Genomic DNA, 23,486 nt, shown 5'->3' with positions numbered 1-23,486 from the left:
TTCGACCAGATTCCTTTTCAAGGACGTCCGCTGCATGGCAAGCACTGAACACGCGCTATCGGTACGCGAGAAGCTCGGCTACAGCCTGGGCGATCTCGCCGCCAACCTGATCTTCCAGACCCTGATCACCTACCTGGCGTTCTTCTACACCGACGTCTACCGCCTGCCGGCTGCCACCGCGGCCACGATCATCTTCGTGGTGGGCCTGCTGGGTGCGTTCGTGTTCACGCCGTTGATCGGCATCGCGGCGGACCGCACATCCACACGCTGGGGCCGCTTCCGCCCATGGATCCTGTGGACAGCCATTCCGTTCGGCGTGCTGTCGCTGCTGGCGTTCAGCACCCCGGACCTGGGCGAGCGCGGAAAAGTGATCTATGCACTGGCCACCTACGCGCTGCTGGTCTGCGTCTACGCCGCGAACAACCTGCCGTACTCGGCGCTGAGCGGCGTGCTGACCGGCAGCATGGCCCAGCGCAACAGCCTCTCGGCCTACCGCTTCGTGGCTGTGATGGTCGCGCAGTTCATCATCCAGGTGCTGCTGATGCCGCTGGTGCTGATCCTGGGCGATGGCGACCGGGTGCGCGGCTTCGAGCAGGTCATGACCGCATTCGCCATCATCGGCACGGTGTTCTTCCTGATCACGTTCGCCACCACTCGCGAACGCATCGTGCCGACGCGCGAGCAGACCGGGGGCGTACTGCAGGACCTGTCGGACCTGCTGCACAACCGCCCGTGGCAGGTGATGCTGGCCCTGACCGTGCTGGTATTCATCAACCTGGCGCTGAAGGGCGGCACCTACATCTATTACTTCCAGTACTACATGAGTGAAGCCGCGCTGGCCGGCTTCCTGGACGGCTCAGGCTTCAACGGCCTGATCAGCGCCTTGAATGCTGCCCTGGCCAGCGCCGGCTTCGCGGCGTTCACCTGGCCGAAGGACGCGGCCACCTCGGCGTTCAGCCTGTTCAACGCGTGCGGCATCCTCTGCATGATCCTGGGCATCGGCGCATCACGACGGCTGGCGGATCGCTTCGGCAAGCGCGACGTCTTCGGTGGCGCCCTGTTTGTCTCGACCCTGTTCCTGCTTGCCTTCTACCTGTTTCCACCCACGGGCGTGGCGGTGGCCTTCGCTGCCTTCATGCTGCATGGCTTCTGCTATGGCATCACCATCCCGTTGCTGTGGGCGATGATCGCCGACGTCGCGGACTACTCGGAGTGGAAGAACCATCGGCGGGCGACCGCGATCATCTTCTCGGCGATGCTGTGCGGACTGAAGATCGGCCTCAGCGTCGGAGGCGCGCTGGTCGCGGCCATCCTTGCGCACTACGGCTACCAGGCAGGACTGGCGCAGCAGCCTGAGGGCGCGGTGCAGGGCATCCGCTTGACCGTAAGCGTCTACTGCTCCCTTCCTTTCCTGCTCGCCGTGGCGCTGCTGTTCTTCTACAGGATCGACAAGCGCACCGAGACCCGCATCGAGCAGGACCTCCACCTGCGTCGCCGTTCCGCCGACGCTTCCGCGTAAGGCCAAGATGACAACCATGATCGACCTCCATGCCGGCGAAGACGGCCAGGCCAGCGAAGCCCGTCTTGCGCAGCTCACCGCACACGCCATTTCGCAACCGCTGGTGACCCACATCTACACCGCCGACCCTTCGGCGCACGTGTTCGAGGGGCGCCTGTACATCTATCCGTCGCACGACATCGACGGTGGCCAGCCGTTCGACGACGAAGGTGGCCACTTCGGCATGCAGGATTATCATGTGCTGAAGATGGATACGCCCGACAGCACGGCCGTGGATTGCGGCATGGCGCTGCACGTGCGCGACGTGCCCTGGGCGCGGAAACAGATGTGGGCCCCCGATGCCGCCTGCCGCGATGGCCGCTACTACCTGTACTTCCCGGCCAAGGACGCCGAGGGCCGGTTCCGCATCGGCGCGGCGATCGGCACGCGGCCGGAGGGCCCGTTCGTGCCCCAGCCGGAGCCGATCAAGGGCGCGTACTCGATCGACCCTGCCGTGTTCGAAGACGAGGATGGCAGCCACTACCTGTACTTCGGCGGCATCTGGGGCGGGCAGCTGCAGAAGTATCGTGACAACCAGTACAGCGAGGCCCACGAGGAACCCGAGGGCAGCGCGCCGGCCCTGGGGCCGCGCGTGGGCCGCCTGGACGCCTGCATGACCGAGCTGGCCGAACCCACCCGCGAAGTGCAGATCCTGGATGAGCATGGCCAGCCGCTGCGTGCGGACGACCATGCGCGCCGCTTCTTCGAAGGCCCGTGGCTGCACAGGTATCAGGGTCGCTACTATCTGTCGTACTCCACTGGCAATACCCATCAGCTGTGCTACGCCATCGGCGACAGCCCGTATGGCCCGTTCACCTACGCTGGCGTGATCCTCACCCCCGTCGTGGGCTGGACCACCCACCACTCCATCTGCCAGTTCGAAGGGCAGTGGTACCTGTTCTATCACGATGCACTGATGTCCGGCGGCATCACCCACCTGCGCTCGGCCAAGTGCACACCGCTGCACATGGAGCCGGACGGAAGCATCCGCACGATCAATCCGTATGGGGCCTGAGCGCATGCTGCCGGTGGATGATGCGCTGGCCCCGCTGCCGGCTGGTGAACTGCACTGGCTGAGATGCGGCGAACTGGAGGTTGCGCTCGCCGCAGGGGCGGGCGGGCGCGTGGCGCACCTGCGTTACCGGGGCGTGGAGTGGCTGGTGGATGCGCAGGACGGCGGGGTGGCTGCGATCGCCTGGGGCTGCTACCCGATGGTGCCCTGGGCCGGGCGCATCCGCCATGGAACGTTCCACTTTGGCGGCAGGCCGCATCGGCTGCCGCTCAACTTCAACGGGCACGCCATTCATGGGTTGGGCTTCTCACGACCGTGGCAGATCGATCGGCTGGATGCGGCGGCAGCCAGGTTGTCGCTGGCGTTGCCGCGCGACGGCTACTGGCCCTTTGGTGGCATTGCCATGCTGGACCTGCAGCTGCAGGCTCACGCCCTGCAGATGCGCCTTTCGGTCCAGGCCGGCGAGCAGGCGATGCCGGCGGTGCTGGGCTGGCATCCCTGGTTGCGGAAGCCGGACCGGCTGCTGTTCACGCCTCGTGCGATGTACCCGCGGGACGGGGAAGGTATTGCCACGTTGCCCTGTGTGGCTCCCACTACCGGTCCCTGGGATGACTGCTTCATCGCCGACAGCGACATCACGCTGATACGCGGAGGCCAGCGCCTGCGGCTGCGCTCGGACCACGACCATTGGGTGGTCTACGACGGCACGCCGCACGCCACCTGTGTGGAGCCGCAGAGCGGTCCGCCGGACGGCTTCACGCTGGCGCCGCACCGGCTGGAGCCCGGCCAGCGCCTCGCGTTGACGTTCGACCTGGCGTGGGCAGCGGACAGGGCGTGAGCCTGGCACTGGCATGCGTCTCCCCGAACCCGCGGTGCCGGCACAGCAGGACGACCGGCTGCGGATCCTGAACACGCCGAGGAAAGGTGCACCGCTGGTCGGATAATGGCGATCGGATCACGGAATACACACGATGGGAACATCCCAGGTCCTCGGATGGGCTACGGTGAGGCCATCGGAATCTGGGGGGATTCGTCACAGGAGCAACCGATGCCTATCAGGGCAGTGGTATACGTCAGCGAAGCCAGCCCAACTGTTGTGGGCGACAACGGGCGCAAAGAGGGCAACAGGCTGGACCAGCTGGTCGACGACGCCGCACGTTTCAACCGGGACGCCGGCGTTACCGGGGTGCTTCTCTTCGATGGGGGGCGGTTTCTCCAGTACATGGAGGGACCGGAGGACGGGTTGCGGGTGGCGTACGCGCGTGTGCTGGGCGCAACCAGCCACGCAGGGCTGGTGGAGCTGCAGCGGGGCAGGGTGGGCAACCGGCGCCTGCCGTTCTGGCCGATGCGCTGGCTTCCGGTAGATCCCGGGCAGTTGAAGTCGCTGGCCCACGCGGACTGGATTGGCTTCGTGCAGCGTGGTGATACGTCGGCCGGTGGGCAATCGGCAATGGATCTGCTGGTGGGACTGGTGGAGCCGTACGCCCTTGCCGCATAACGCAAGGGGATTGCCAACGTACGCTACGGGCGAGCAGTCATCTCCTGCAGTTCCAGTCAACCCGCACTGCCCGCGATCACTGCATCGTGCAGATCATGCTGGCGTGCCGGTTCATTGGACGGGTCCGGACGGACGATGCAGGGCAGGTGCCATGCGCTCTCCGCGTGAAGACCCTGCACAGTCGTGACACGGTGCTTTCACTGCCGCCGACATCCGTGATGGCCACACTGCAGGCTCCTTCCAGAGCAGGAGGTGCCCGATGGCTACCTGTGATGTCTGCGGCAACGACTACGACAAGAGCTTCACCGTACAGCAAGGCGGGCGTAGCGGCACGTTCGATTCGTTCGAATGCGCGATCCATGCGTTCGCCCCGCGCTGCGCCCACTGCGATTGCGCCGTCATCGGACACGGTGTCGAGGGAAACGGCCGGATTTTCTGCTGCGCACATTGCGCCGGTCATGCCGGTGTAAAGGGTGTCGCAGACCGGGCTTGAGCCGAATACTGCTCCATCCCGCTGGTCATGCCGGCACCAGAGAAGCAATTCGTGCCACCCGGGCTGCTCCCGAATCGGCGAGCAGCGCCATTGCCCGCTGCTTCTGTGACGGTATCCCCGCCACGGCCTCCCTTGCCAGGACGACGTCGAACTCCCTGGCGTTGGCGTCCAACGCGGTTGCCAGCACACACGAATCGGCTGTCATCCCGCTGAGCCAAAGTCGGCGCACGCCCAACTTGGCCAGCAGGACCGGCAGCGGGGTGGCGAGGAACGCCGAGTGCTTGGGCTTGAGTACAAAGTAGTGATCGGGCAGGGGCGAGAGCAGCTCGGCTATCCGCCCGGCTGCGCCCCCGTCCCGCCTGCACTGCGCAACCTGTTGCCGGAAGTCACGCTTCCAGTCGGAGAAATTGTCATTGGCATAGATGACCGGCCACCTGCGGTCATCGAAGTGGTCTCTCAAACGCCGGATCTGTCTGGCCGCCCGCTCCGCAACGGGCGCAAGATCCTGCGCGCCGGGGAAGTCGAAACGGCTGAACATGTCGATGATCAGCAAGGCCGTCGATGGATCCTGTCCCATGGCTCAATCACCTGTCTGTGCGTGCGGGGCCTCGACCGGCTTGGACTGCGGTGAATCCTTCTGGCGCAGGAAGATCGTCAGTACAACCAGGGACAGCACGGCGAGAAATTCGCTCTGCCAGTTCTGCATCGATTCAAACCAGAATGTGCTGCTGGCCAGGTGCTGCAGGAAGCCGGGTGCGGGCAGGCCCCGCAACAGCTGCTCGGCCTGCTCGGCTCGCCAGCTTCCCAACGCATGCAGCGTGAAGCTCAACAGGAACAACAGCCCGAAGGCGATTGCAAGCGAATGACCGTACAGCACCTTCCAGACGCCGCCACGCCTCACCGGCCAGGGCGTAGGTCCTGGCTCGACGCGGCTCTGCTCCTGTGCAGGATCCAGCGGCCGCGATTCAGCCGAGCCACGCTGGCGAAGGGTGACGGTCAGGAGGACATACATGCCCATCTGCAGGAATTCGCTCTCCCAGTTCTCGAATGTGGCGCTGACGAAGTGGCCGGTCGCCAGGTAGTGCCATAGATCGATCGGCGCGCGCCCGTGCTGCGTCAACTCCTGGTTGTGGACATGGTGCCCCGCAACTGCCTGCCCAACGATGAACACGACGGTGAGTGCAAGCAGCACCAGCGAGAGACCGTTGCGTTTCCACATGCAACACCTCAATCAGCTGTTCCAGAGACCGTGCGGAAGCATGCGCGGGCAAGAGGGCAGGGCTCGTGATCACTGCGCATCGAGGATGTGAGGCGGGCTCAACGCTTGCCTGTCGGGTCAGGATCCGGGCGCTCGTAGTCTTCAGGTACCGCCTTGGGGCCGTCCCCATCGTCGGGCATGTCGTGGTCCTTCCACCTGGCCTGGTCGTTGCGACGCTTGTCCGGCGTGTGGGCCTTCGACTGATCGTCCACGTCCGTGGTTGGATTGAAAGGCAACTTGTCGTTCATGAGCAGCTCCTGCGGCGAGAACCTGAAGCCTGCACCGCGCCGGGTTAACGCCACGACGCCGCGGAATGAACGCCGCGCACACCCGGATGTCACCGCAGCAGGGGGACAGCCCTGCCATGCTGATGTTCCGATCTTTCTGGAGAACCGCGATGCAGGCATTGACCTATCACGGCCGCAGGGATGTGCGCGTCGAGACCGTGCCGGACCCGGTGCTGGCGGCCGAGGATGATCTGATCCTGAGGGTGACCGCCACCGCCATCTGTGGTTCGGACCTGCACCTGTACCGGGGCAAGATTCCTGACCTGCACGATGGCGATGTGCTGGGCCACGAATTCATGGGCGTGGTGGAAGAGGTCGGCAGCGGCGTGACCCAGGTGAAACCCGGTGATCGCGTGGTGATCCCGTTTGTAATTGCCTGTGGCGAGTGCTTCCACTGCCGGCTGGCCGAGTATGCCGCCTGCGAGACCACCAATCCGGGCAAGGGCGCCGCACTGAACCAGAAGGGCATACTGCCTCCGGCCGCATTGTTCGGCTACAGCCATCTGTATGGCGGCGTGGCCGGCGGGCAGGCCGAATTCGTACGCGTGCCGAAGGCGAATGTAGGCCCGCTGCGCATCCCGGAAGGCGTGGCCGACGAGCAGGTTCTGTTCCTTTCGGACATCCTGCCCACCGGCTACCAGGCCGCGCTGAACGCTGGGGTCAAGCCCGGCTCGACGGTGGCCATCTTCGGTGCCGGGCCGGTGGGGCTGATGAGCGCAGCCTGCTGCCGGCTGCTGGGGGCCGAGACCATCTTCATGGTGGACCATCTTCGCTACCGCCTTGACTACGCGCGTCGCGCCTACGGGGTGACCCCCATCGACTTCAGGGAGATCGAGGACCCGGCCGATTACATCGTGACCCAGACCAGCGGGCGGGGCGCAGACGCCTGCATCGAGGCCGTAGGCTTCGAGGCCGAAGGAAGTGCGCTGGAGTCAGCGCTGACCGCCGTGAAACTGGAAGGCAGCAGCGGGGTGGCGATCCGGCAGTGCATCGCCGCGGCCCGCCGCGGCGGCGTTGTCAGCATCCCCGGTGTCTATGCCGGCTTCATCCACGGTTTCCTGCTGGGTGACGCGTTCGACAAGGGCTTGACGTTCAAGATGGGGCAGACCCACGTTCAGGGACTGATGCCGGAGCTGCTCGACGCCATCTTGGAAGGAAAGCTGGATCCGGGTGACATCATCTCGCACCGGATGCGCCTGGCCGATGCAGCGCAGGGCTATGCGATGTTTGATGCCAAGGATGACGACTGCCGCAAGATCGTTCTGACACCGTGAGCGTGGCGCCATGAGTGCGATTGTCGTGGGCTGTGTGTACGCACTGTGGTTGGTGGCCGGTTCGCTGGACTTCCATTTTCACCGCCGGACCGACCTTCCACACACCTCCGCGATGCGCGAAAGCCTGTTGCATGGGGTGCAGCTGCTTCTGATCGGCAGCGGCGTGCTGGCGTGGCTGCTGCTGGAAAACACGTTGTCGCTGGTCACGCTCCTGGCGCTTCTGGTCATTGCTCACGCAATCGCCGGCTACCTGGACACCGTCAGCGCAGACGGCCGCAGACGCATCAGTCCGGCGGAGCAGCATGTGCACAGTGTGCTGGATGCCGCGCCGTGGGTCCTGTTGGCTTGGGTGGCCTGGCAGGTCCACCCCCGGTGGTCGCTCGACGTGAAACCTGCAGCACCCGACGTCTGGTGGTTCACCCTGTTGCCGGCACTGGGCCTGGTGGTGCTGCCATGGCTGTGGGAACTGCGGCAGTGCGTGCGTGCACGAGAGCAGCGCACGCAGACGGGTCCGTGAGGATCACGGTACCGGGCATTCATGTGCCCGCCACGCGGTCAAGACAGGCATGTGACTGCCTGCCGCCTACGTTCATGGCGTATCTCCATTGCAGGTCTGCCACCCATGCAGGATGTGACGTCATCCTCTTCGCTGTTCAATCGCGCACGCCAGGTGCTGGTACAGCAACCGGCATTGCCTTTGCCCGGGGGCGGCCAGACGCTGCAGCGTTGGCAGGCGCTGGCAGCCTGGGGGGCAGAGGATCTCTGCCTGGCCAAGGTACTGGAGGCCCACTATGACGCCCAAGCGATTGCTGCCGAGTTGAAGGCGCCCATCCATGCTGAAGACACGTTGCTGGCGGTGTGGGCTGCAGAGGGTCCGGCCAACACCGTTCGCATCGATGCCGGCGGTGGACTGTACGGTGATAAACCCTGGTGTTCCGGCAGCGCATGGGTGGATGGGGCACTGGTAACGGTTCGCAACCCGCAGGGAGTGTGGCTATGCCAGGTAGCGGCGGAACACTGGCACACACTTGCGGGCGAGCCATGGCCTGCCGTGGGCATGGCCGCAATCCCTTCCACCACGGTGCGCTTTGACGGCGCACCGATGGTGATCCTGGGGACGCGCGATGACTACCTGCAGCGCCCGGGCTTCTGGCACGGCGGGGCAGGCATCGCGGCGGTCTGGTTTGGTGCAGCGGCCGCTTTGGCCGAGCGCATGCGACCGACCTGCACCGAGGGAAATCGCGCGCGGCTGCTGGGTGAAGTGGACCTCGCCCTGGGCCCGGCAGCCGCGCTGCTTCGCGAACTGGCGGCGCACATCGACGCCGCGCCCGAACTGGCCCATCGCGAAGATGTAGTGCGCGTGCGCTGTGTCGTTGAGCGCGCGGCAACGCGTGTGCTGGACCTGGCGGGTCGGGCGCTGGGCCCGGGCCCGATGTGCCTGGAGGACGCCCATGCCCGGCGCTGCGCGGACCTGACCGTGTTCCTTCGCCAGAGCCACGCCGATCGCGATTGGGAATGGCTGGGCGAGCAGCGTGCAACACAGGAGGCAACATGGGCGCTGTAGCCAGGACACCCCTGCAAGGGGAAGGAACCCAGGAGCAGGCCTGGCTGCACTGCGATTGGCTCTGGCAGCAACCGACCATATCGGCAACCGCACTCTGCAGCGGGCATGACCGCATGGTGGTGGTCGCGCCGCATCCGGATGACGAAATACTCGGCTGTGGCGGGCTGCTGCATCACGCTGTGGCGCAGGGTATCGACGTCAGTGTCGTTGCCGTGACCGACGGCGAAGCATGCTATCCGGGCGAGCCGTGGTGGACGCCCGAACGCCTGCGATCAGCGCGCCGAGCGGAGCTTGCCGCGGCATTGGGCGAACTCGGTATTCCGGTCGGCTCCATCTTCCACCTGGGTATCGCCGACGGCGCGGTCAGCGCGCACGAGCAGGGGCTGGAAGGCTGGCTGCAGCAGTATCTGCAACCGCGCGACCTGGTGCTGGCGCCATGGCGGTTTGATGGCCACCCCGATCACGAAGCCGCAGGGCGCGCTGCCTGCCGCGCCGCGCGGGCGGTCGGTTGCCACCGGTTGGAGTACCCGGTGTGGGGCTGGCACTGGCTTGACCCTGCCTGCGCACATATGGCGTGGGAGGTTCCGAAGCTGATCGACATTTCAGCGGTGGCGTCCGCAAAACGAAACGCGATCGCGCATTTCCGGACGCAGACGGGCGACGTGGCGGGCCTGAACAGCCCGCCGGTGCTGCCCGCACATGTACTCGCCCGATTCTTCCGAAACTACGAGGTATTCCTGGCATGAGCGCGCAACCGTACTTTGATGGCCTGCATGAGCAGGAGGACCCGTTCGGCTACCGCAGCCGATGGTATGAAGAGCGCAAGCGTGCGCTGCTGCTGGCAAGCCTCAGCCAGCGCCAGTTCGCTCGCGGCTGGGAACTGGGGTGTTCCAACGGCGTACTGACCGAGGCGCTGGCGGCACGTTGCGAACGCCTGCTTGCAACCGACATCAGTCCACGCGCGGCGTTCCAGGCGCGCCGCAACCTGGCCCATCTGTCGCACGTGCAGGTCCATTGCGCCAGCCATCCCGAGCAATGGCCGCCAGGACGCTTCGACCTGATCGTCTGCGGCGAAATGGGCTACTACCTGGGGGCAGGCGCACTGCGCGAGCTGCGCGGTGGCATCGATGAAGCACTTCGCGATGACGGCCTGCTGGTCGCCTGCCATTGGTTGCCCTCGTTCCCGGGACGCGCGAGCCGGACCGAGGTGGTGCATCGATGCCTGGGGGAAGGCCTGCAGGAAGCCTTCCACTACCGCGATGCGGACTTTGTGCTTCAGGGATGGACACGGGGCCCCTTGTCATTGGCCCGGAACGAGGGCTTGCGGTGATAGGCGTCCTGATACCCGCCCACAATGAGGCGGACAGTATCGCGCGGTGCCTGCAATCCATCCGGGTGGCGGCCCTGCACCCAGGCCTCGGCGGCGAAGCAGTGGAGGTAGTGGTCGCGCTGGACGCTTGTACGGATGCAACGGGCACCATCTGCCACCGATACCGGGTGGGAAGCGTACAGCTGGATGCACGCTGCGTCGGTGTCGCCCGGGCCGCAGCCGCTGCTGAACTGCTGTGGCGGGGCGCCAGGTGGCTGGCAAGCACGGACGCTGACAGTGAGGTGCCTCCCGAGTGGCTGGCCGCACAGGTTCAGGGCAGTTGTGACGCTTTCTGCGGACTGGTGGACATAGCGACGACCTGCCAGAGTGAACGGCGCCTGCGCAGGGCATTCCAGGCAAGACAGCAGTGGGGCGACCATCATGGGCGCATCCACGGTGCCAACCTCGGCGTCTCTGCCTGTTCCTATCGGGCCGTTGGCGGCTTTGCTCCCCTGCACTGTAGTGAAGACGTGGCGCTTGTCAGAGCGCTGCAACGCTGCGGTGCGGTGGTGCGATGGGCCGGCGCTCCCGTGGTGATGACCAGTGCGCGTCTGCAGGGGCGCGCTACAGGCGGATTCTCCGCTTATCTGGCGGCGCTGGGTGGCGAGCGCTCTGGCGCGGAAGCATCGGTCCCGATCACCTGAGGGGCAGCCACTCCGTCACGCAAACGCCCCGTGTTATCGGAGCGTGCGGTTGAGGAGAGCGTTGGGACAGGGCAGGCTGCGAAGGCCCTCATCCCTGCCTACCTCCGCGAAGCGATGATGGACGAGCAGGAAATTTCCTGCGCCAGAAGGAACGAATGTGCCCCTCCGTGCAGTCGCCTACGCAAGTGAGGCGACATCGGAGCTTTCAATGGACCATGTGGATGACCTCGCCAGGGCCGCCGCCCGCTTCAACCTTGAAGCCGGCGTTACGGGTGTGCTTCTTTATGACGGGCTCCGCTTCCTGCAGTACATCGAGGGGCCGGAAGACAGCATCAACGTGGTGTACAGCCGCATTCTCAGTGCCCGCAGCCATCGCGAGCTGATCGAACTGGGCCGCGGCAGGGTTTCCGGCAGGTTCTTTCCCTATTGGTCGATGCGGTTGCTGTGGGTTGAGGCCTCCGAGATCCGCAGCGTCGCGCACGGCAACTGGGATGGCCTCTCCCGTGGTGGCGCGCTGCGCCAGCTGGGCCTGGTGGTAGCCCCGCACCTGGGATGACGGTTGCATGGATTCAATGCGGGGGCGGCTGCGCGCAGGTATCGCCCAGCACGCGCCGAACCTCGTCCTGCAATTGACTCACATGGAACGGTTTGGCAACGAAGGCTGCGCGCCGGTGGCGCTGCGGCACCAGCTGGTCGTAGACCGCAGAGACGAACAGGTAGGGGATGCCGAGTTCTGCCAGGCGATCAGCGACGGGAAAGACCACACCGTCGCGAAGTTCGACATCGAGCACGGCGCCGTCGAATCGCTGGGTGTCCAGCAGCCCGAGAGCGTCGAACACGCTGTAGGCATGCGTCACCTGATCACCGACGTCCTCAAGGGCGTGCTCCATGAGTGTGGCCAGATCGAGTTGGTCTTCCACCAGCAGCAGGTTGCATCTGCGCTGGCTCATTGCGGATTGCATGCGTACATGCCTGTGTTGTCCTGGGAACACGAGTTTCTGCTGTGCTGCATCAAGATCCTGCGTGCGCATTGTCAGTCCGGCGCGAAGCCTTGCGCGCGTGCCAACCTCGTGGAGGAGGCGTGGAGGGCCTTATGGATCTCGTTGACGGCTTCTTGGCATGCGCTGTGGATACTGCCGCCGACCCCTGTATCGGAGTTTCTGTCATGCCTCTATCCGGAAACGAAGCGGCCTCTCCAGGCGTGCTGCGTATCGAGTGCATGCCGCTCGATTGTGGCGGCGCCGCCATTGTCGTGGAACTGGACCGTACGCCTGAACGGACATGGATGAAGTCGCTGAAGCGGGCATTGCAGGCCGACGATGCCCTTGAAGGCGCACAGGCCAAATTTGATGGCCGTTTTGTCTATGTCGTGGGCGTGGACGGGGGTGGGCACCGCGCTCAACACCGCGTGATGCAGGCCGTGATGGCGGCGGACGGCGGGGGCGCTTCGAACACCCGCCCCCGGGGCCCCAGGGCGGGCGCGGTCGCATCGAGCGCCCTGGCGACCTGAGGGCGCCCCGGGTCCAGTCCGGGGTGCGGATGTTATCGCTGCATCAGCGCCGCGTGCAACGCCAACCTGCGGCGGCTCACATCGCCCGACAACGCGGTGATTGCGCTCGCTCCACGATGGTCTCCGGAGGCATGTCGCCCCGCACCGGAGATCGAGATGGCAGACCAGAACACCGCCCGAAGCGAGCGCCTGCTGAAGTGGCTGCAGGACGCCTACGCCATGGAACAGGAAGCGGAGACCATGATGAAGGCCATGGCTTCGCGGATCGAGAACTATCCCCAGCTTGCCGCACGCATCAGCCAGCACGTCCAGGAGACGCAGGGGCAGGCTGCCTCACTGCGGCAGTGCATTGAGGCGCTGGGAGGAAGCGTGCCCACCGCGAAGGGATTGTTCGCGAGCATGACCGCCGCCATCCACGCCGCCGGCAACACGCTCATGGAGGACGAGGTGGTCAAGAGCGTGGGCCTTTCATTTGGCTTCGAGAACACCGAGATCGCCACGTACAGGGCGCTGGTAATCGCTGCCGAGCGCGCCGGCGCGCCCGACATTGCGGCGGTGTGCGGCCAGATCCTGCAGGAAGAGGTTGCCATGGCGCACTGGCTGGAGGACCACCAGGACGGCCTGGTCGGAGCGTTCCTCAACCGTGACGAAACGCCCGGCGCCCAGGCCAAGCGTTGACCCCGAAGCCAGCCCACACCAGCCACCGGAGAAGCCCTCATGTTCTTTCATCACAAGAAACTGATGTATACCGTGCGCGTCCGCGAATCCAACCCGCAGCTCGCCAGCCTCATGCTTGAACAGTTCGGCGGCCCACAGGGCGAGTTGGCCGCCGCGATGCGCTACTTCACCCAGGGACTTGGCGAATGCGATCCCGGGCGCAAGGACCTGTTGATGGACATCGCCACCGAGGAGATCAGTCATCTGGAGATCATCGGCACCATCATCGCCATGCTCAACCGCGGGCCCAAGGCGATCCAATCCGAAGGGCTTGCCGAGGCCGAGGACATGCGGCTGCTGGGCCAGAACAGCACCAGCCACACCGAACAGATCCTGTACGGCGGCGGCCCCGCGCTGGTCAATTCCAGCGGGGTGCCGTGGACAGCCGCCTACATCGACTCGATCGGCGACCCCACCGCCGACCTGCGCTCGAACATCGCGGCCGAAGCGCGCGCCAAGCTGGTGTATGAGCGCCTGATCAACGTTACCGACGACCCGGGCATCAAGGATGCGCTGCGCTTCCTGATGACCCGCGAGATCGCGCACATGAAGTCGTTCGAGAAAGCGCTGCACAGCATCCAGCCCAACTTCCCACCGGGCAAGCTGCCGGGGGATCCGGCGTTCACCGATCTGTACATGGACATGTCGCAGGGTGACGGCGCCGACGATCTGCAGGGCAGCTGGAACAGCGGCGAGCTCTGGGAGCGGGTCAGCGACCGCGACGCACAGGCCGCTGTGGATGGTGGCGACGGCGGCGGCACGGTGGACCTGGACCCGCGCGAACAAGCGGCGGTGCAGGCCATGACCCTGCGCACGCACTCCGACCCGGAAGCGCGGCCGGCCACCGGGGCCGAGCTGGGGGCAGGCCCGGGTGCAGGTGCACTGGACCTGCCGCCACGCGAGCCGTGAAAGAAGCCGGGGCGCCCGTTCGCGGCGCTCCGGTTGCAACGCCCCTGAGCCGCGTGGGGCGAACAAAAGTGGGCGGACATCACGTCCGCCCACGAAGGGATGCAACGGGTTTCAGCGCCGATCAGCGCTGCTGGCCACCGCGGTTGTTGCCGCCGCCGCGTTCCTGCTGTTGCTGCCCGCCGCCCTGGTTGCCGCCCTGGTTGCCACCACCGCGACTGTTCTGGCCGCCTTCGCGGCCGATGTCAGCCATGTGCTGGCGGTCCTGGCTCACTGCTTCGCCGCCCTTGCGGCCGGCTTCGCGTGCTTCTTCCGAGCTGAATTCATGGGCGTTGCCTGACTCGTGCGCGGCACGTCCACCCTTGGCGGCGATCTCGCGCTGCTTGTCCTCGTCCATCGAAGCGAAACCGCGGTTGCTGGTGCCCTGGTTCTGGTTCTGGTTGGCCATGGAAAGTCTCCTTGGGTTCAGCCGCCTCATTGGCGGCAGCGACCATCTTCCAGATCCGGCGCTAGACGGCGGTGGCACGACCGCCAACGTCGCGTCATCCGGAAGGCTCTGATTCCTCATCCGGCCTCCACGAACATCCCTGCACGCGTGCGCACAGTGGCAGACACACGTTCGGCGGCCCAACCGTGCGTCAACGCGATGCGGAAGGTACACGCCACAGTTCGACGCAGCCTCCACACCGGTCTCACCGCGCGTACGATCGGTGTGGCTAAGGTAGAGCGGTCTGCAACAACCGGTGGTGCCATGCCCTTCAGAGCGATTGCCTATGTAAGTGAAGCCTCCCGCAACCTGACGGAACAGCGGCTGCAGCAACTCGTGGCGGAGGCGGTGCAGTTCAACGAGTCCGCCGATGTCACCGGCACATTGCTGTTCGATGGCTCGCGCTTCCTGCAGTACCTGGAAGGCCCGGAGGCAGGGGTCAAGGTGGTGTACACGCGCATTCTGGCTGCAAGCAGCCACAGCGGAATCGTCGAACTGAACCGGGGCAGGGTGGGTCGCCGACAGTTTCCGCGCTGGCGGATGCGCAGCGTGCGGGTGGATGAGCTCGCGCTGGGAAAGATCGCCATTTCCGACTGGACCGGATTCGTGCGCAGCGCGTCGGCGCTGCAGTCGGGCACCAGTGCCCTGGATCGACTACTGTCGGTTTCGCAATCGCAGACGGAAGCAAGCGCGGGTGGCATCATCGAACCAGACGGGCAGCTGGCACGATGAAGGCCACAGCCGCCCCGGTTGCGTCCGGCCCACCACGCGTCGGTTGTGCGGGATGGTCGCTGCCGCGGGCGGATCAGGAAGCGTTCGGCGCGGGCGACAGCCTACTGCAGCGCTATGCCACACGCCTGTCGATGGTGGAGATCAACTCTTCCTTCTATCGACCGCACCAGCCCAGGACTTACGCGCGATGGGCGGCGAGCGTTCCGGAGGGCTTCCGGTTCGCGGTGAAACTCCCGCGCGAGATCAGCCATGAGCGTCGGCTGCGCGATGCAATGCAGCCGCTCGAACAGTTCCTTGAGGGCGTGCTGGAGCTGGGTGGAAAGCTCGGTCCGTTGCTGCTGCAGCTGCCGCCCAGCCTGGTGTACGACACGGCCACGGCCGAAGCCTTCCTGCGGGGCCTGCGCGCGCGCACGCAGGCCGATGTAGCGTGCGAGCCGCGGCATCCGAGTTGGTTCACGGCGGACGTGGATGCGCTGCTGAGCGCGCATGGTGTTGCACGGGTAGCCGCAGATCCGGCACGTGTGCCGGCGGCAGCGGTTCCCGGCGGTGATCGTGCGTGGAGCTACTGGCGCTGGCACGGCCAGCCGCAGATCTATCGCAGTGCGTACAGCGAACAGGCCCTGGCGGAACTGGCGCAAGGGCTGCGGCGCGAAGCTGATGCGCAACGGCCGGCCTGGTTCGTACTGGACAATACAGCACTGGGCCATGCCACCGGCAACGCACTGCGCCTGCAGGCGCTGCTGCAGGAGAACGCCCATGCCTGAAGGTCCTTCCATCGTACTGCTGCGCGAAGCCACTAGCCATTTCAAAGGGCACGTGGTCCGCACCGTCTCCGGAAACAGCCGCATCGACCTGTCGCCGCTGCAGGGCCGAAGGGTCAAGGCGGTCCGCAGTTGGGGCAAGCACTTCCTGCTGGAATTCAGCCGCCACACACTGCGCATCCATCTGATGATGTTCGGCAGCTGGCGCATCGACGAACGGAAGCCAACCCCGGCGCGTGTATCCCTGCTGTTCGACAATGGCGAGCTGAACTTCTATGCGTGTTCCGTGCGGCTGATCGACGAGCCGTTGGACGACGTCTACGACTGGCGCGCGGACGTGATGAACGATGCCTGGGATCCGAAGCTGGCCCGGCGCAAGCTTAAGGCAATGCCGGAAGTCATGGTCTGCGATGCGCTTCTGGACCAGACGGTCTTTGCCGGCGTGGGCAACATCATCAAGAACGAGGTGCTGTTCCGTATAGGCGTGCACCCCGCCACCCGCTTGGGCGACCTGCCGCCACGCAGGCTTACCGCGCTGATCGAACAGGCGCGCGCCTACAGCTTCGACTTTCTGGAATGGAAGCGGCGCTTCGAGCTGAAGAAGCATTGGCAGGTGCACACGAAGAAGGTCTGTCCCCTGTGCGGTGGCCCAATCAGCAAGCTCTACATGGGGACCACGCGGCGGCGCACGTTCTTCTGCCCCAATGATCAGGTGCTCTACGGGCACTGAGGCCGCCGTCCGTGGCAGCCGGGTTCCAAGGCGCGCCGATCAGGCGGCCTGCGCGGCCTTGGCGTTGCCGCCGCCCTTGGCCAGCAGGGTCAGCTTTTCGTCGGTGGCCTTCTCTTCCTCAAGCGTCTCCAGCAGCAGCGGCAGGGCGTCCTTGTAGCCCAGCTGCTTGGCCAGCGCGGCAATGGTCCCGTAGGACGCAATCTCGTAATGCTCGACCTTCTGCGCGCCGCCGATCAGCGCAGCATCCCGCACCGGGCCCTTGTCGATGCTGTCGATCACTTCCTTGCCTTCCTCCACCAGGCCCTCCATCGCCGCGCACTTGATGCGCTTCAGGCGAATGCCCAGGATCTCGACGACCTGGTCGATGCGTTCGATCTGGCCTTGGGTCTCTTCCAGGTGCGTCTCAAACGCCGTGGCCAGGTCCGGATTCTCGGCCGCACGGGCCAGGCGTGGGAGGGCCTTGGTCAGCTGCTTCTCGGCGCTGTAGATATCCGAGAGTTCGTGGATGAACAGGTCTTCCGCCGTCTTGATAGCCATACTGGGCTCCGCAGTGAGTGGAGCGATCAGCGTAGGGTCTTCCCGGTTGCGATCAGGCAGGTGCCAAGTGAAGGCGGCATGTGAAGGTCCACGCGAACCGTGCGCGTGCCCTTCACGATGCGGGATCCGCCACTCGAATTGGCGCCGGTGCCGCCAGGCCTTCGCCATGGCTTCACAATGGCATCGCCTCGTGCCCATGTACCGGCCGGTACGGTCACTTCACGCCCGACCACGCGTGGAGACTCCCATGAGCGATGACAAGCAGAAGACCGGTCGCCCGGACCGGGATCGCATCAACGTCAACGAAGATTACGAGCTGCAGTACTGGACCACCACGCTGGGCGTGTCCGCCGAGGAACTTCGTGCTGCTGTGGCGGCGGTAGGACCCACCGCCGTTGCTGTCCGCAAGCATCTGGGAAAATAGCGCGGAGTTGCCCATGTCCCTGGTCGAGTACCGCCGCAAGCGCAGTTTTGACAAGACCAAGGAGCCCGAGCCGGGCAAGGCGCTGCCGAAAGGGCAACGCGCCATTTTCGTGGTGCAGCTGCACCATGCCAGCCGGAGGCACTATGACTTCCGCCTTCAGGTAGGGGACGCGCTGAAGAGTTGGGCCGTGCCCAAGGGGCCCAGTTACGACCCGAAGGTCAAGCGCATGGCGGTGGAGGTGGAAGATCATCCTGTCGACTATGCGGCCTTCGAAGGCGAAATCCCCAAAGGCCAGTACGGCGGTGGCCATGTGGCCCAGTTCGACCATGGCGTGTGGGCGACGCAGGGCGACCCGGAAGCGCAGCTCGCCAAGGGCCATCTGCGCTTCGAACTGTTCGGCGCCAAACTGAAGGGCGGATGGCATCTGGTCCGCTCCGGGAAGCCGGCGCGCCAGCCGCAGTGGCTGCTGTTCAAGGACGACGACGAATTTGCCAGCGACATCGAGGCAGATGATCTGCTGGCGGATGTCGCTGAAGCGCCCGCGGAGGATCTGAAGCGGGCCGGGTCAGGCAAGAACGCGAAGAAGCGGCTCACCGCGGTACCCGCCAAGCGTACCCGGCGAACGAACTGGGCGAAGAAGGCGCTGGCGCTCAGCAAGGCAAGAAAGGCCGCAGCGCCGTCCGGTCCATTCGAACCGCAGTTGGCCAAGCTGGGAGACGCGCCGCCCCAGGGCGAGCAGTGGGTCCACGAAATCAAGTGGGACGGGTACCGCATCCTTGCCACGGTCGCCAAGGGCGAGGTGCAGCTGTGGTCCCGCAATGCACTGGAATGGACCGGCAAGATCCCCGAGATACGTGACGCGGTGGCGGCGCTGGGCCTGACTTCAGCCGCACTGGACGGTGAGCTCATCGCCGGCGCCGGCACCAAGGAGGACTTCAACCTGCTGCAGGCCACGCTCTCCGGCGAGCGCCAGGGCGTGCTGACGTATGCCCTGTTTGATCTGCTGCATCTTGATGGCGTGGACGTCGCCGATGCGCCGCTATTGGAACGCAAGGCCTTGCTGCAGTCCTTGCTGGAAGGGCAGGGCAGCCCGTTGGCGTTCAGTTCCCATGTGCAGGGCGATGGCGACGAGGCCTATCGCCTGGCCGGTGAGCAGCATTTCGAAGGCATCATTTCCAAGCGCGCCGACCGCAGCTACCACAGCGGCCGCAGTGATGACTGGCGCAAGACCAAACAGCTTGCCAGCGACGAGTTTGCGGTGGTGGGCTACACCGCACCCAAAGGCAGCCGTGCCGGCTTCGGCGCGCTGCTGCTGGCCCGTCCAGATGCGGAGCACGGCTGGCTTTACGCCGGCCGGGTGGGGTCCGGGTTCTCGGACGAGCTGATCGGCGAGATCAGCAAGCGCATCAAGGGCGGTGGCGGCCGCAAGCCAACCGCGTACGTGCCCACCCAGGACACCGACCTGCGCGCTGCGACCTGGTTCGAGCCGCGATTCGTGGTGGAGGTCTTCTACCGCGGCATCGGCGGGCAGAAGCTGTTGCGCCAGGCGTCGCTGAAGGCGGTGCGCGCGGACAAGGATATCGCCGACCTCGCCGATTCCGATCGCGCTGGAACGGCCCTGGCGGCGCGCACACCGGCAACCCCGCGACCTGCGCGCAAGACCAGGCTGGCACCGGTGGCGGATCGCGCGGCGCCATCGCTGTCCTCTCCGGGCAAGATCCTGTTCCCCGGCGACGGTTACACCAAGCAGGACGTGTGGAATTACTACAGGGCAGTGATGGAGCACCTGCTTCCCGAGGTGATTGATCGCCCGCTCTCGATCATCCGATGCCCCAGTGGCGCCACAAAGCCCTGCTTCTTCCAGAAACACCATACGGCCGGGCTGGAGCTGGTCGACGCAGTAAAGCTCAAGGAGGAAAGCGGGATAAACGCCCATTACCTGGTGGTGCGTGACCCGGCCAGCCTGCTGGAACTGGTGCAGTTCAACGCATTGGAATTCCACCCGTGGGGCAGCCACGCCGAAACGCCCGACAAGGCCGATCGGGTGGTGTTCGATCTGGATCCAGGACCCGGCGTTCCCTTTGCCGAGGTCAGGAAAGCGGCCACCGACATCCGCAAACTGCTGGCGCAGCTGGAACTGGAGTCGTTCCTGCGGGTATCCGGCGGCAAGGGCCTGCACGTGGTCGTGCCGCTCGATCCGGGATGTGATTGGGACCTGACCAAGCGCTTCGCCAGAGGCTTCGCCGAAGCGCTGGCGCAATCCGAGCCCCAGCGGTTCGTGGCAACGGCCACCAAAAGCCTGCGCAACAAGCGGATCTTCGTCGACTACCTGCGCAATGGGCGCGGTGCAACGGCGGTCGCGTCCTACTCGCTGCGGGCCAGGCCGGGGGCACCGGTGGCGCTGCCGATTGCATGGAGTGATCTGTCAAAACTCAAGCGCGCCGACGGGTTCACGATCAATGATGTGCCGGCAAAGCTCAAACGACGCCGCAAGGACCCGTGGGCCGGCATCGGAAAAGTGAAACAGAATCTCGCGCGATGGGCGCAGTCAGACCCGTAGCAAACGGCCAGGGCCTCCATGGCCCGCCGGCCACGGGATCTCTCCGCTGCACAGATGGAGGTGCCCGGTGCGCATCACGCAGTACAGCCGGGCCTCCGGGTCCGCACTGGCAGCAATGTAGTCCAGCGCTTCGGCGAGCATGCGCATGAACTGCTGCTCGGGGTAGAACGCCGCCCATTCCGGCAGCATTTCCTCCAGTTGCGCGATGATCAGGTCGAGCCCCAGGTGCGTGCTCACTGCGGGTTCCTCCTTCCGGGCAAGCTGGCAACCGCACCGCAAGGAGGGTGTTGTGGGCCGCACAGCGGACGCAGGCGTGCCGTCTACGCGACGTTCAGCCACCCCCTGCTCGGCATCGCTACGGCTACGTGTGTGAGGATTTTCTGCACGGTCGCACCACGGCTGTTTCACCCCCGGCGGCGTATCAGGGAAGGCTTCCAGCTGACTCTGCAAGGGTGCATTTCATGACCGACCCGTTACTGCGCGCCAGCCTATGGTCCCGTGATAGCGATTCGAACAGCTTCCGTCCACTTGCCAGAACCACGCAGGCGGACGTGCTGGTGGTGGGCGCCGGCATGACCGGCCTGCTGACAGCGGCCCGCCTGGCCGATAGCGGCCTGGATGTGCTGGTGGTTGATGCGGGGCCCATCGGCGGGCGCAATACGGTGATGTCCACCGGCAATCTTTACGCGCCCGTCTCCCGGCTGGCCGATCTGATCTCCCGTTGGGGCGGCGAGACGGCCAGCCGTGTCGTGCAGTGGCGGCAGCAGGCGCTGCGGTCCATCGAAACACTGGTTCACCGCTACGATCTGCGCTGTGGCTTCGAACGCGTGGCCATGCAGTACGGCATGCAGGAACGCACCCGCGAGGTCACTGCGCGATTCGAGCGTGAGCTGCAGGCCTATCAGCGCGTCGGCCTTCAGTGCGAACACCACCAGTCCGGGTTGCCGTTCACCTTGGGCCACGCCTTCCGCGTTGCAGATCAGGCGCAATTGGATCCGGCGGCGTTCTGCATTGAGCTGGCGCGACATCTGGCGGGCCGGGTGCGCATCCACGACTGGACCCGGATCAACAGCATCGAGGCATCCGCCGGCGTTGCGACGGCCGACGGCGCCCGCATCCACGCCAGGCACTTCGTGCTGGCCACCCATTCGCCAGCAGGTTTCAACCTGGTGCAGGCCGAGATGGAGGTCTACCGCGAATACGGCGTGGCGGTACCGGTTGCCACGCCGCCCGCGGCAGGCATTCATTGGATTGCCGATCGGCACCGATCGCTGCGCGGGGTGCGCGGTACTGATGGCCGTGACTGGCTGGTGCTGGTCGGCGAGACCCATCGCACCGGCGAAACGCCGCCGATGGATCCAGCCCAGCATCTGGTCGCCGACGCGCATCGCAATTTCACCGTGCAGGGAGAGCCGCTGTGCTGGTCCGCGCAGCAGTTCCGTGCAGCCGACCAGCTGCCCTACATCGGCAGCAGCGCGCACGATAATGTGTGGGTCGCTACCGGCTATGGGCCGGACGGTTTGACCTGGGCAGGCGTGGCCGCGCGCGCGATCACCGAGGGAATCATCGGCACGGCCAGCGAGATCGAGCAGCTGCTCAGCCCCATGCGTTTCACCCCGGTGCGCTCGGCCTCTGGTTGGGCCCGCACCAACGCCACGGTGGCGCGGCACATGGTGGGAGATCGCCTTGCCACGGCGTCCTCGCGCTCGCCCAGTGAGCTGGCCCGTGGTTGCGGCGCACTGCTGGACGTGGATGGAAAGCGCAGTGCGGTCTACCGCGACGAGGGTGGGCGCCTGCACACGATGTCGGCGCTCTGCCCGCACCTGAAGTGCGTTGTCCAATGGAATGGCCATGAGCGCACATGGGACTGCCCTTGCCACGGCAGCCGCTTTTCGGCCACCGGAGCGCTGCTGGAAGGCCCTGCCAGGCAGGGCCTCACGCCAGAACAGTGATAGGTGCAGGTAGCCGCCGGAGCCGCGACCTCAGGCTTCGGCGGTCGCGTCCGCATCGCAGGGCATGCAGCGTTCCTTCTTGGACTTGATGTCTGCAGCGGTCTTCGCCAGTGCCTCGTAGCGCTGGCGTATCTCTTCAAGATGCGCCGGCTCCATCGACTCCAGGTTCAACAGCTCCTGGTTGGCATCCTTGCTGACACGGATCAGTTCATCCAGTTTGATGTGCAGCGCTGCGGTATCGGCGTTCTGCGTGTGCTGGATCAGGAACACCATCAGGAAGGTCACGATGGTTGTTCCCGTATTCACCACCAGCTGCCACGTGTCATTGAAGTGGAAGGCCGGCCCGCTGGCAGCCCAGGTGATGATCACCCCCAGCGCTGCGACGAATGCCCCCAGGCTGCCGGACAATCGCGCCGTCGCGGCCGCGACACGGGCGAAGCCGCGCCGGATCACTCGTCACCTCCCGCGGCCTCCTCATCCGTGTGTCGGTCTGGCAGTTTGACCCGCTCCCCGAGGCGCTTGTCCTGCTCTTCCGGCGTTGGCGCAGCGACGAAGGGGGAGATCGGGTCACTGGCGGGGAAGGTTTCCTGCAGCGCCTCGTCATGATTGCGGCGGTTGTGCAGCCTCGCCTGCAGCGGACTGACAGGATCGGGGCGCTGTGCCTCCTCGTCCGGATGGGGAAGGTCTTTCTGGTCGCGTTGCATGGTGCATCTCCAGGTTGATCACCACCCCTCAGGTGGCGGGCCCAGCATAGGAGTGCGCTGTGAGCGGCCCCATCAAGAGTGGGGCAACGTGATGTCAAACCTTCAGGCAACACGCGTTAACAATCAGCAGGGTGGAGGAGCCCGGCGTCGGCCGCGGCGGCGCCACGCCATCACCTGGCCCACAACCGCCGTCAACAGCAGCATCGCATTGGTCACCACGAAGACCACGCTCCCCAGCATCGCGCTGTACACCGTGAACAGCGCAGAAGCGGTCATCTGGCCCGCGAACAGCCACCTGGATACGGCTTCCGGGTGGGACGACTGCCACTGCTTCACCATCTGCCGGATCAGGGTTGCCATCAGCACCGCCGTGGCGGCCCAGCCAAGTACGTCGGGATGCATGAGGGCCTCCGATGTGTGGGCACCCCACGCTAGCCCCTGGCTGGGCAACGCCGTACGAAGGGGAGGTGAAGACAACATCCCGCCTCCGGCGCCCTCGCGCCATTCAC

The 23,486-nt window shown here is 65.6% G+C and carries 31 protein-coding genes; 21 read left to right on the top strand and 10 right to left on the bottom strand.

The window, feature by feature from the left end; all coding sequences use genetic code 11:
* The first annotated feature begins 34 nt into the window (after positions 1 to 34).
* The 5 genes from AC5P6A_RS04690 to AC5P6A_RS04670 all read left to right on the top strand — a co-directional run bounded on the left by AC5P6A_RS04690 (position 35) and on the right by AC5P6A_RS04670 (position 4,561).
* Entirely contained in the window at positions 35 to 1,519 is a 1,485-nt protein-coding gene (locus AC5P6A_RS04690; protein ID WP_346474240.1) for an MFS transporter, read from the top strand.
* Between the two features lie 16 nt (positions 1,520 to 1,535).
* Positions 1,536 to 2,573 (top strand): glycoside hydrolase family 43 protein, encoded by a 1,038-nt coding sequence (locus AC5P6A_RS04685; protein ID WP_021202407.1) that lies wholly within the window; start codon positions 1,536 to 1,538, stop codon positions 2,571 to 2,573.
* Positions 2,563 to 3,408 carry an aldose epimerase family protein gene (locus AC5P6A_RS04680; RefSeq protein WP_346474241.1) on the top strand — a complete coding sequence of 282 codons (846 nt, stop codon included), beginning with the start codon at positions 2,563 to 2,565 and terminating at the stop codon, positions 3,406 to 3,408. The genes AC5P6A_RS04685 and AC5P6A_RS04680 overlap by 11 nt, the downstream gene beginning before the upstream one ends.
* A gap of 210 nt (positions 3,409 to 3,618) precedes the next feature.
* Positions 3,619 to 4,068, top strand: coding sequence for a BLUF domain-containing protein (locus AC5P6A_RS04675; RefSeq protein ID WP_111101980.1), 450 nt, complete (start codon positions 3,619 to 3,621; stop codon positions 4,066 to 4,068).
* A gap of 259 nt (positions 4,069 to 4,327) precedes the next feature.
* Positions 4,328 to 4,561 (top strand): metallothionein, encoded by a 234-nt coding sequence (locus AC5P6A_RS04670; protein ID WP_155029555.1) that lies wholly within the window; start codon positions 4,328 to 4,330, stop codon positions 4,559 to 4,561.
* Between the two features lie 25 nt (positions 4,562 to 4,586).
* On the opposite strand, the gene AC5P6A_RS04665 is transcribed toward AC5P6A_RS04670, so the two are convergent.
* The 3 genes from AC5P6A_RS04665 to AC5P6A_RS04655 all read right to left on the bottom strand — a co-directional run bounded on the left by AC5P6A_RS04665 (position 4,587) and on the right by AC5P6A_RS04655 (position 6,067).
* Positions 4,587 to 5,138, bottom strand: a complete 552-nt coding sequence (locus AC5P6A_RS04665; protein ID WP_346474242.1) for a cysteine hydrolase family protein — start codon at positions 5,136 to 5,138, stop codon at positions 4,587 to 4,589.
* 3 nt (positions 5,139 to 5,141) lie between these two features.
* Positions 5,142 to 5,780 (bottom strand): DUF6766 family protein, encoded by a 639-nt coding sequence (locus tag AC5P6A_RS04660; RefSeq protein WP_021202411.1) that lies wholly within the window; start codon positions 5,778 to 5,780, stop codon positions 5,142 to 5,144.
* A gap of 98 nt (positions 5,781 to 5,878) precedes the next feature.
* Positions 5,879 to 6,067 (bottom strand): hypothetical protein, encoded by a 189-nt coding sequence (locus AC5P6A_RS04655; RefSeq protein WP_019337695.1) that lies wholly within the window; start codon positions 6,065 to 6,067, stop codon positions 5,879 to 5,881.
* A gap of 149 nt (positions 6,068 to 6,216) precedes the next feature.
* Between AC5P6A_RS04655 and AC5P6A_RS04650 the strand changes: the two genes are divergently transcribed.
* From AC5P6A_RS04650 to AC5P6A_RS04620, 7 genes are all read left to right on the top strand, one after another.
* The gene (locus AC5P6A_RS04650; protein WP_346714836.1) at positions 6,217 to 7,380 is read left to right on the top strand and encodes a zinc-dependent alcohol dehydrogenase; all 1,164 of its coding nucleotides are present in this window, start codon (positions 6,217 to 6,219) and stop codon (positions 7,378 to 7,380) included.
* Between the two features lie 10 nt (positions 7,381 to 7,390).
* Positions 7,391 to 7,897 carry a hypothetical protein gene (locus AC5P6A_RS04645; RefSeq protein WP_171953084.1) on the top strand — a complete coding sequence of 169 codons (507 nt, stop codon included), beginning with the start codon at positions 7,391 to 7,393 and terminating at the stop codon, positions 7,895 to 7,897.
* Positions 7,898 to 8,002: 105 nt separating this feature from the next.
* Complete coding sequence (locus AC5P6A_RS04640; RefSeq protein WP_171953085.1) at positions 8,003 to 8,944, top strand: acyl-CoA dehydrogenase; 942 nt, start codon at positions 8,003 to 8,005, stop codon at positions 8,942 to 8,944.
* Positions 8,932 to 9,690: a PIG-L deacetylase family protein gene (locus AC5P6A_RS04635; RefSeq protein ID WP_171953086.1), complete on the top strand. Its 759-nt coding sequence runs from the start codon at positions 8,932 to 8,934 to the stop codon at positions 9,688 to 9,690. Before AC5P6A_RS04640 ends, AC5P6A_RS04635 begins: the two co-directional genes overlap by 13 nt.
* The gene (locus tag AC5P6A_RS04630) at positions 9,687 to 10,274 is read left to right on the top strand and encodes a class I SAM-dependent DNA methyltransferase (RefSeq protein WP_171953087.1); all 588 of its coding nucleotides are present in this window, start codon (positions 9,687 to 9,689) and stop codon (positions 10,272 to 10,274) included. Before AC5P6A_RS04635 ends, AC5P6A_RS04630 begins: the two co-directional genes overlap by 4 nt.
* Positions 10,271 to 10,957: a glycosyltransferase family 2 protein gene (locus AC5P6A_RS04625; RefSeq protein WP_180876909.1), complete on the top strand. Its 687-nt coding sequence runs from the start codon at positions 10,271 to 10,273 to the stop codon at positions 10,955 to 10,957. The genes AC5P6A_RS04630 and AC5P6A_RS04625 overlap by 4 nt, the downstream gene beginning before the upstream one ends.
* A 157-nt stretch (positions 10,958 to 11,114) precedes the next feature.
* Positions 11,115 to 11,513 carry a BLUF domain-containing protein gene (locus AC5P6A_RS04620; protein WP_180876911.1) on the top strand — a complete coding sequence of 133 codons (399 nt, stop codon included), beginning with the start codon at positions 11,115 to 11,117 and terminating at the stop codon, positions 11,511 to 11,513.
* Positions 11,514 to 11,526: 13 nt separating this feature from the next.
* Here AC5P6A_RS04620 and AC5P6A_RS04615 read toward each other — a convergent pair whose 3' ends face one another.
* Positions 11,527 to 11,919: a response regulator gene (locus AC5P6A_RS04615; RefSeq protein WP_134729387.1), complete on the bottom strand. Its 393-nt coding sequence runs from the start codon at positions 11,917 to 11,919 to the stop codon at positions 11,527 to 11,529.
* A gap of 131 nt (positions 11,920 to 12,050) precedes the next feature.
* Here AC5P6A_RS04615 and AC5P6A_RS04610 point away from each other — a divergent pair, with 131 nt between their 5' ends.
* From AC5P6A_RS04610 to AC5P6A_RS04600, 3 genes are all read left to right on the top strand, one after another.
* Positions 12,051 to 12,467, top strand: coding sequence for a hypothetical protein (locus AC5P6A_RS04610; RefSeq protein ID WP_227844341.1), 417 nt, complete (start codon positions 12,051 to 12,053; stop codon positions 12,465 to 12,467).
* A gap of 156 nt (positions 12,468 to 12,623) precedes the next feature.
* Positions 12,624 to 13,145: a ferritin-like domain-containing protein gene (locus AC5P6A_RS04605; RefSeq protein ID WP_332329719.1), complete on the top strand. Its 522-nt coding sequence runs from the start codon at positions 12,624 to 12,626 to the stop codon at positions 13,143 to 13,145.
* Between the two features lie 39 nt (positions 13,146 to 13,184).
* Positions 13,185 to 14,093 (top strand): manganese catalase family protein, encoded by a 909-nt coding sequence (locus tag AC5P6A_RS04600; protein WP_346474244.1) that lies wholly within the window; start codon positions 13,185 to 13,187, stop codon positions 14,091 to 14,093.
* Positions 14,094 to 14,214: 121 nt separating this feature from the next.
* Here the strand turns inward: AC5P6A_RS04600 and AC5P6A_RS04595 are convergent, their stop codons facing one another.
* Positions 14,215 to 14,538 carry a KGG domain-containing protein gene (locus tag AC5P6A_RS04595; protein ID WP_058982980.1) on the bottom strand — a complete coding sequence of 108 codons (324 nt, stop codon included), beginning with the start codon at positions 14,536 to 14,538 and terminating at the stop codon, positions 14,215 to 14,217.
* A 303-nt stretch (positions 14,539 to 14,841) separates the two neighbouring features.
* Between AC5P6A_RS04595 and AC5P6A_RS04590 the strand changes: the two genes are divergently transcribed.
* The 3 genes from AC5P6A_RS04590 to AC5P6A_RS04580 are packed head-to-tail and all read left to right on the top strand — an operon-like array spanning position 14,842 to position 16,800.
* Positions 14,842 to 15,309 carry a BLUF domain-containing protein gene (locus AC5P6A_RS04590; RefSeq protein WP_346474245.1) on the top strand — a complete coding sequence of 156 codons (468 nt, stop codon included), beginning with the start codon at positions 14,842 to 14,844 and terminating at the stop codon, positions 15,307 to 15,309.
* Positions 15,306 to 16,073 carry a DUF72 domain-containing protein gene (locus tag AC5P6A_RS04585; protein WP_134734839.1) on the top strand — a complete coding sequence of 256 codons (768 nt, stop codon included), beginning with the start codon at positions 15,306 to 15,308 and terminating at the stop codon, positions 16,071 to 16,073. The genes AC5P6A_RS04590 and AC5P6A_RS04585 overlap by 4 nt, the downstream gene beginning before the upstream one ends.
* Positions 16,066 to 16,800 carry a DNA-formamidopyrimidine glycosylase family protein gene (locus AC5P6A_RS04580; protein ID WP_134734840.1) on the top strand — a complete coding sequence of 245 codons (735 nt, stop codon included), beginning with the start codon at positions 16,066 to 16,068 and terminating at the stop codon, positions 16,798 to 16,800. Before AC5P6A_RS04585 ends, AC5P6A_RS04580 begins: the two co-directional genes overlap by 8 nt.
* Before the next feature lie 39 nt (positions 16,801 to 16,839).
* On the opposite strand, the gene AC5P6A_RS04575 is transcribed toward AC5P6A_RS04580, so the two are convergent.
* Complete coding sequence (locus AC5P6A_RS04575; protein ID WP_019659711.1) at positions 16,840 to 17,337, bottom strand: YciE/YciF ferroxidase family protein; 498 nt, start codon at positions 17,335 to 17,337, stop codon at positions 16,840 to 16,842.
* Positions 17,338 to 17,584: 247 nt separating this feature from the next.
* Between AC5P6A_RS04575 and AC5P6A_RS04570 the strand changes: the two genes are divergently transcribed.
* Positions 17,585 to 17,761 carry a DUF3606 domain-containing protein gene (locus tag AC5P6A_RS04570; RefSeq protein ID WP_080398873.1) on the top strand — a complete coding sequence of 59 codons (177 nt, stop codon included), beginning with the start codon at positions 17,585 to 17,587 and terminating at the stop codon, positions 17,759 to 17,761.
* Positions 17,762 to 17,774: 13 nt separating this feature from the next.
* The gene (gene ligD / locus AC5P6A_RS04565) at positions 17,775 to 20,321 is read left to right on the top strand and encodes a DNA ligase D (RefSeq protein WP_171953092.1); all 2,547 of its coding nucleotides are present in this window, start codon (positions 17,775 to 17,777) and stop codon (positions 20,319 to 20,321) included.
* On the opposite strand, the gene AC5P6A_RS04560 is transcribed toward ligD, so the two are convergent.
* Complete coding sequence (locus AC5P6A_RS04560; protein ID WP_021202423.1) at positions 20,310 to 20,558, bottom strand: hypothetical protein; 249 nt, start codon at positions 20,556 to 20,558, stop codon at positions 20,310 to 20,312. The genes ligD and AC5P6A_RS04560 overlap by 12 nt on opposite strands.
* Before the next feature lie 224 nt (positions 20,559 to 20,782).
* Between AC5P6A_RS04560 and AC5P6A_RS04555 the strand changes: the two genes are divergently transcribed.
* Positions 20,783 to 22,273 (top strand): FAD-dependent oxidoreductase, encoded by a 1,491-nt coding sequence (locus AC5P6A_RS04555; protein ID WP_346474284.1) that lies wholly within the window; start codon positions 20,783 to 20,785, stop codon positions 22,271 to 22,273.
* Positions 22,274 to 22,303: 30 nt separating this feature from the next.
* Here AC5P6A_RS04555 and AC5P6A_RS04550 read toward each other — a convergent pair whose 3' ends face one another.
* The 3 genes from AC5P6A_RS04550 to AC5P6A_RS04540 all read right to left on the bottom strand — a co-directional run bounded on the left by AC5P6A_RS04550 (position 22,304) and on the right by AC5P6A_RS04540 (position 23,379).
* Complete coding sequence (locus AC5P6A_RS04550) at positions 22,304 to 22,726, bottom strand: low affinity iron permease family protein (RefSeq protein ID WP_111190977.1); 423 nt, start codon at positions 22,724 to 22,726, stop codon at positions 22,304 to 22,306.
* Positions 22,723 to 22,977 carry a hypothetical protein gene (locus AC5P6A_RS04545; protein ID WP_346714835.1) on the bottom strand — a complete coding sequence of 85 codons (255 nt, stop codon included), beginning with the start codon at positions 22,975 to 22,977 and terminating at the stop codon, positions 22,723 to 22,725. The genes AC5P6A_RS04550 and AC5P6A_RS04545 overlap by 4 nt, the downstream gene beginning before the upstream one ends.
* 123 nt (positions 22,978 to 23,100) lie before the next feature.
* Entirely contained in the window at positions 23,101 to 23,379 is a 279-nt protein-coding gene (locus tag AC5P6A_RS04540) for a hypothetical protein (protein ID WP_021202427.1), read from the bottom strand.
* Positions 23,380 to 23,486 lie beyond the last annotated feature (107 nt).

The sequence above is a fragment of the Stenotrophomonas sp. YJH_SMC_20 genome, from assembly GCF_059367845.1.
The sequence above is the reverse complement of the archived record's forward strand: the minus strand, read 5'-3'. Positions and strand labels throughout refer to the sequence as shown.